The 6,403-nt window shown below is 61.2% G+C and carries 5 protein-coding genes and 1 pseudogene; all 6 read right to left on the bottom strand.

Annotation, left to right across the window (positions count from 1 at the left end):
• Nucleotides 1-136 (bottom strand): annotated as a pseudogene (locus ACZ9XP_RS17365) (NAD(P)(+) transhydrogenase (Re/Si-specific) subunit alpha); the annotation flags it as partial.
• A gap of 33 nt (nt 137-169) precedes the next feature.
• Nucleotides 170-904 (bottom strand): TSUP family transporter, encoded by a 735-nt coding sequence (locus ACZ9XP_RS17360; protein WP_465188893.1) that lies wholly within the window; start codon nt 902-904, stop codon nt 170-172.
• A gap of 87 nt (nt 905-991) precedes the next feature.
• On the bottom strand, nt 992-2,488 hold the full coding sequence (locus ACZ9XP_RS17355) for a CoA-acylating methylmalonate-semialdehyde dehydrogenase (RefSeq protein ID WP_147688892.1): 1,497 nt from the start codon (nt 2,486-2,488) through the stop codon (nt 992-994).
• Between the two features lie 90 nt (nt 2,489-2,578).
• Nucleotides 2,579-3,376: a 5-deoxy-glucuronate isomerase gene (iolB, locus tag ACZ9XP_RS17350; RefSeq protein ID WP_147688893.1), complete on the bottom strand. Its 798-nt coding sequence runs from the start codon at nt 3,374-3,376 to the stop codon at nt 2,579-2,581.
• Between the two features lie 10 nt (nt 3,377-3,386).
• Nucleotides 3,387-4,289: a myo-inosose-2 dehydratase gene (gene iolE, locus ACZ9XP_RS17345; RefSeq protein WP_147688894.1), complete on the bottom strand. Its 903-nt coding sequence runs from the start codon at nt 4,287-4,289 to the stop codon at nt 3,387-3,389.
• A gap of 45 nt (nt 4,290-4,334) precedes the next feature.
• Nucleotides 4,335-6,278 carry a bifunctional 5-dehydro-2-deoxygluconokinase/5-dehydro-2-deoxyphosphogluconate aldolase gene (locus ACZ9XP_RS17340; RefSeq protein ID WP_465188892.1) on the bottom strand — a complete coding sequence of 648 codons (1,944 nt, stop codon included), beginning with the start codon at nt 6,276-6,278 and terminating at the stop codon, nt 4,335-4,337.
• Between the last annotated feature and the right edge of the window lie 125 nt (nt 6,279-6,403).

The following is a 6,403-nucleotide window of genomic DNA, read 5'->3' as shown; positions in this document are numbered from 1 at the left end:
GCACCGCCGCCATCGTGCCCGCCCCCGCCTCTACCACCACGGCATGGCCCATGGCGACGAGCTTTTTAACCGTTTCCGGTGTCGCGGCCACGCGGCTTTCACCTGCCAGCCTTTCGGCTGGAATAGCAATATTCATTCAGTTTCCTTCCCTCTTTATCATGATGCAGGCTCAACCGCTCAGTTGCTCCCAGCCGTCATGTAGCAAGACCGCACATGCCATAAGCATAGCCAAGCGACTGGCACGGTAAAACGCGCTCGGCGGCAACCGTCCGGTAAGCTTTACCCCCGCCACGACCCCGGCCAGTCCCGCCGGACAAAGCGCCAGCGCCCATAGCCACTGCTGACTGCCCAGACCATCCATCTGCACGTATACCGGCAGCTTCAGCAAATTGAGCAAGCAAAAGAACACGGTGCAAGCCGAGGCCATGGGCGCAGGCTCCAGACCACGTGCCAGACAATGCAGGGTGAGTGGCGGGCCGCCTGCATGACATAGCATGCTAGCGAAGCCGGACAATCCCGCCATGCTCGGCTCATGTAGCGCCAGACGCTGCCAGCCCTGCCCCGCCGGCCCAAGAGAGAGCAGCAAGCACAGTGCCGCTACCAACAGCGACAGATACGCGGCAGGCAAGCAGTCCAACAGGAGCGCGCCGGCCAGCGCACCCAGCACACCGGGCCATAGCCATGGTTGCCATATCGCCCGCGCCGGCTGGCCTAGCCACAACAACACGCTAAAAACATCCAGCAACAAAAGCAGTGGCAGTAGCAATGCGGCGGCCTGTGGCAAGGGCATGCTGGCCGCCAGCAAAGGGGCGGCAAAGGTGCCGAGCCCGCTAGCAAAGCCGCTTTTCCCCAGGCCGACACAGAAGGCTGCCACCAGCGCCAAAGACCAGGCGTAGGCGTCCATGCAAACTGCTCCGGGACAAGCTGACAAAAAATCGCCACCCGTGAAGGTGGCGCAAAGAAGCTCTCTGGGGGAGCGTCACAGCAGAAACTATTTCATGGTAGGCATGGCGAATTCGGCGCCGCTGCGGATACCGGTAGGCCAGCGCGTGGTCACGGCTTTCATGCGGGTGTAAAAACGCACACCCTCAGGCCCATGCATGTGGTGATCGCCAAACAGCGAAGCTTTCCAGCCACCAAAGCTATGGAAAGCCATCGGTACTGGCAGCGGTACGTTGACGCCCACCATCCCTACCTGGATACGATGGGTGAATTCGCGAGCGGCATCGCCGTCGCGGGTGAATATGGCGGTGCCGTTGCCATAGGCGTGGGCGTTGATCATATCCACCGCCTCGGCAAAGCTGTTAACACGCACCACACACAGCACCGGGCCGAAGATTTCTTCTTGGTAAATGATCATGTCGGTGGTGACGTGATCAAACAGGCAGCCACCCAGGAAGAAGCCTTCCTCGCAGCCTGGTACAGTCAAGCCACGGCCATCCACAACCAAGGTGGCACCCTCTTCCACACCGCGCGCCACGTAGCCGCTGACTTTGTCCAGGTGTGCACGGGTCACCAGCGGGCCCATTTCCGCGGCTGGGTCTGTGCCCGGGCCTACCTTCAGGGTTTTCAAGCGCTCGCCCAGCGTGGCCACCAGCTGGTCGGCTACGTCACCCACCGCCACGGCAACTGAAATCGCCATGCAGCGCTCGCCCGCCGAACCGTATGCCGCGCCCATCAGCGCGTCGACGGTCTGTTCCAGGTCAGCATCCGGCATCACCACCATGTGGTTCTTGGCACCACCCAGTGCCTGTACACGCTTGCCATGGCGGGCACCGGTTTCATAGATGTACTGAGCAATCGGGGTAGAGCCGACAAAGCTCACCGCCTGCACGTCCGGGTGGGTCAGCAGGCCATCTACCGCCAGCTTGTCGCCCTGCAGCACGTTGAACACGCCCGGTGGCAGGCCGGCTTCTTCCAGTAGGGCTGCGATGAACAGCGCGGCAGATGGGTCACGTTCGGACGGTTTCAGTACGAAAGTGTTACCGCAGGCGATGGCTACCGGGAACATCCACATCGGTACCATAGCCGGGAAGTTGAACGGGGTGATACCCGCCACCACACCCAGTGACTGTCGCATGGTCCAGGCATCGATACCGCGGCCAACCTGCTCTGTGTATTCGCCCTTCAGCAGCTGCGGAATACCGCAGGCAAACTCAACCACTTCCAGACCACGGGTCACCTCACCCAGCGCATCGGCGTGCACCTTACCGTGTTCACTGCTGATCAGTGCGGCCAGTTCGTCCTGGCGGGCCTCCAGCAACATCTTGAATTTGAACAGAATACGGGCGCGACGCAGCGGAGCGGTATCGCTCCAGGCCGGAAATGCTGCCTTGGCCGCTGCTACCACAGCATCGACGTCGGCCTGTTCGGCCAGCACGACCTCGGCCTGCACACGGCCAGTGGCAGGGTTGAAAACGGGGGTGGTTCGGGCACCGGTACCGGCCTGATGCTGACCGGCGATGTAATGCGAGATGATGCGGTTCATGGAGCAGTATCCTCAGCTAGCGGGCAACAGAGTGCCCTGGCAGCCCCAGCAGGGGCCGGCCATAGTCGTATAGGGTGGAACGGGGTCAGTTCAGGGCTTGGCGATCAGCCACTCGTGGGCCGGATCATTCCGGAAACACCACTCGCGACGCGGGCCTGCCATCACGTTCAAATAGTAGGAGTCGTAACCGTAGGGGACACACACTGGGTGGTAGCCTTCCGGCACCATCACCACGTCGTGGTCTTCCACCGCCATCGACTGGTCGATACGGCGGTCGTCTGTGTACACACGCTGAAAGGCAAACCCTTGCGCCGGGTTGAGGCGGTGGTAATAGGTTTCTTCCAGTACGCTTTCCTCGGGCAGCGCATCGCGATCGTGCTTGTGCGGTGGGTAGCTAGACGAATGGCCGGACGGGGTACGCACCTCTACTACCAGCAGACCATCGGCTGGCTCGGTCTGCGGCAGGATATCGGTCACATAACGGGTATTGGCCCCTTTGCCGCGTACGCTGCGTGTCATACTGTCCGGCGTAATCAGACGCGGTGGGTAGTTGCCGGCTGACGGTGCCGAGCAGAAAGCTACTTCGGCAGCGCTATCCGCCGTCACAGTCACCGCCAGCCCTGGCGGAGCGTACACCGCGTACGGTGCCTGGTCGCCGAATACACTGTCGCGCTGCCCCAGGCCAGTCCAGACGGTATCACCCACCTGCACACTGGCCTTGCCAGCCAGAATCACTACGCAGCATTCGCGGCCTGGCTGTTGCCATACTTCGAGCTCACCGGCCGCCAGCTTGACGGCACGGAAACCGACGTGACTCCAGCCAGCGGAAGCCGGGGTAACATCGACCAGCGGCTTGCCCGCCGGGTCGGCTTTTACCAGCAAATTCATGCCTGTCTCCTTAGCGGCTAGCGCGGGCTACCAGTGACTGCAGTGTCTGGAAGCCTTTTTGGGCGTATTCGTAGCTCGGGGCGATGGTAGGGTCCTGCTCTGCCTCCACTACCAGCCAGCCTTGGTAACCGTGGCGGGCCAAACGCTCAATGATGGGGCCGAACGGAATGTCACCATCACCCGGCACGGTAAATGCACCGTTGAGTACTGATTGCAGGAAGCTCCAGCTGCCGTTGCGGGCGCGACGCAGCACTTCACCGCGGATGTCCTTGCAGTGCACGTGCACAACGCGGGCAATGTGCTTGTCCAGCTCGGCCTGCGGGTCGCCACCGGCAAAGGCCATGTGGCCGGTATCAAACAGCAGGCCCACTTCTTCGCCGGTAAGGGCCATCAGCTTGTCCACATCGGCGGGGCTTTCCACGAAGGCACCCATGTGATGGTGGTAGGCCAGCTTGATGCCACGTGCAGCCAGATGACGGGCAAACACAGTCAAACGCTCGGCATACTGCTGCCAGGCTTCTTCGCTGGTGAAGGTTGGCCGCTTGAATAGCGGGGTATCGATCTGGCCCTGGATAGAGCCGCCGACTTCGCCGTACACCATTACCTGGCAGTCGTTTTCCACCAGCAGGGTGAGGTGTTCTTCCACCGCTGCTATTTCTTCTTCTGCAGATCGCTCAGCCAACCGGCCAGAGTACCAGCCTGACACGCAGGCCACACCATAAGGCGCCAGCACGGCGCGCAGCGCGGCCGGGTCACGCGGGAACTTGTTACCCAGCTCGAAACCTTGGTAACCGATCTCGCTGCCTTCGCGCAGGATGGTTTCCAGGGGAGTTTCGCCGCCCAGCGACGGCAGGTCATCGTTACACCAGGAAATCGGGTTGATACCGATACGAACGTTAAAAGTGGCAGTCATCGTGTTGTCCGTCTGTGCAGTGTGGTGGAAGGGTTTACCGGCGCCTTAGCGCTGGCCCTGGCGGCGCTGGGCCTGCCAGATATCGATCAGGGTTTCAAAATTGTGGCGGGCGGCGGCAATCAGACCGGCATCGTCGATCTCGCCGGCCAGCCAGCGTTGCGACGGTTCCTGGAACAATGTGCGGCCAACCATGAAGCCACGGCAGGTCTTGGCGTCGCGCGCCTGGGCAAAGCCTTCGCGCAATTCGCCCACTGGCGCATTCAAGCCCAGCAGTACGACGCCGCGGCAGTGCGGGTCGCGCTGCGCCAGCAGGGCGTCTACGTCCTGCCATTGTTCGGCACTCATCGACTCCAGCTTCCACCATTCCGGGTAAATGCCCAGGTTATAGAAGCGTTTCATCGCACGTAAGACAGTGTCCGGGCCCTGCGGCAGTTTCTTGGACGGAATCACCTCAAGCAGAAGCTCGTGGCCGCTGATCTGAGCCATCTGGTACACCGCTTTGACCTGGGCTTCCTGCTCCAGACGGTTACCCACTTCGTCATCCGGGTGATACTGCACCAGGCATTTGATGATGTGCTCCTTGGGCCAGGCTTCCAGACGGGCGGCCAGCGCACGTCCGTGGTCGAACTCCAGCGGGTTGGAGCCAGGCAATTCGATGGGGCGACCTATCCACCAGCCACGGCCAGTGGCAGCGTACATGGCATCCTCGCCATAACGGTCGTCTACCAGGATACCGATGCGACCTTGCAAGCCGTTGGCTTGTTCGGTTTGCGCCACCGCCTGCACCAGCAGGGCTTTCAGGTCGGTCAGACGCGTTTCCGGCACGCCATTCTGGCGCGCTAGCTCGAAGAACTGGTTGCGGTGATCGAAGGCAAACACGCACAGGTTGTCCCAGTGCGGACGCGCTACCGTCACACGGTGCAAACGGGCCAGCGTGGCATCATCGCCCGGCCGTTGCGGCGGTACCGGCAGACCAAGGAAATAGTCCAGCTCTGCCTGGGTAGGCATGGCCACCGAGCAGCCATGACGCGAAACCACCAGTGCACCACAGGCATTGGCGGTACGGCAGGCGTGGCCATAATCGCCACCACGTAGCCACACCGACAAGAAGCCAGACAGGAAGGCATCACCTGCACCCAGCACATTCATCACCTCCACCTGGGCACCTTGCACTGTGAAGGCATCGTCAATGTCGGCAGGTACCGCATCGTTGATCACCGCGCAGCCCAGCGGGCCGCGCTTCACCACCAGTACGGCTTGCGGCGCCAGGCTGCGTACCACATTCAGGCAGTCGATCAGCGCCGGCTTGCCGCCAGCGATCATGAATTCTTCTTCGGTACCCACAATCAGGTCGAACAGCGGCAGCACGGATTGCAAGTGGGCACTGACTGCGTCGTCAGCAATGAAGCGCTGTTCGCCATTGCCACGACCCGTCAGGCCCCACAGTACTGGGCGGTAATCGATATCGAGCACGGTGCGCACATTGTGCTGACGAGCATAGGCCAGCGCCTTACGGCTGGCGGCATTGACAGTAGCGGTGGACAAGTGCGTACCGGTAATCAGCAGCGCCTTGCTGCTAGCGATGAAGGCTTCGTCGATGTCGTCCTCGCACAGTGCCATATCGGCGCAGTTTTCGCGGTAGAACAGCAGTGGGAAGGTGTCACGATCCTTGATACCCAGCAATACCAAGCCGGTCAGCCGCGACGGGTCGGTTTTCACCTGCGAGGTGTCGCAACCTTCGTTCTGCAGCTCTTGCACCAGATAGCGCCCCATCTGCTCGTCGCCAACACGCGACAGCATGGACGACTTCAGGCCCAGACGGGCAGTACCGAATGCGATATTGGCCGACGAGCCACCCAGATACTTGGCAAAACTACTGGCGTCTTCAAGACGCGAGCCCAGCTGGCGAGCGTACAAATCCACGGCCAAGCGGCCCAGGCAGATCACGTCCAGCGGACGATCTGAAGCAAATTGAGTCTGGTTTTGCATGGTTTCCATTCCATTGGTTGCCGATGCCCGAGGTCTTGTGCTCAGCCGCCGATCGGACTCGGCGCAGCGGGCTACCGTGATGAAACTAGATTACTGCGCACTTGCCATGATTGCAAATTTTTTTT

The organism is Vogesella perlucida, from assembly GCF_979366545.1.
The sequence above is the reverse complement of the archived record's forward strand: the minus strand, read 5'-3'. Positions and strand labels throughout refer to the sequence as shown.

What these genes read in the sequence shown, in the direction of transcription:
- ACZ9XP_RS17340 (WP_465188892.1), bottom strand. Translation starts at nt 6,278, where the DNA reads ATGCAAAACCAGACTCAATTTGCTTCAGATCGTCCGCTGGACGTGATC.
- iolE (WP_147688894.1), bottom strand. Translation starts at nt 4,289, where the DNA reads ATGACTGCCACTTTTAACGTTCGTATCGGTATCAACCCGATTTCCTGG.
- iolB (WP_147688893.1), bottom strand. Translation starts at nt 3,376, where the DNA reads ATGAATTTGCTGGTAAAAGCCGACCCGGCGGGCAAGCCGCTGGTCGAT.
- ACZ9XP_RS17360 (WP_465188893.1), bottom strand. Translation starts at nt 904, where the DNA reads ATGGACGCCTACGCCTGGTCTTTGGCGCTGGTGGCAGCCTTCTGTGTC.
- ACZ9XP_RS17355 (WP_147688892.1), bottom strand. Translation starts at nt 2,488, where the DNA reads ATGAACCGCATCATCTCGCATTACATCGCCGGTCAGCATCAGGCCGGT.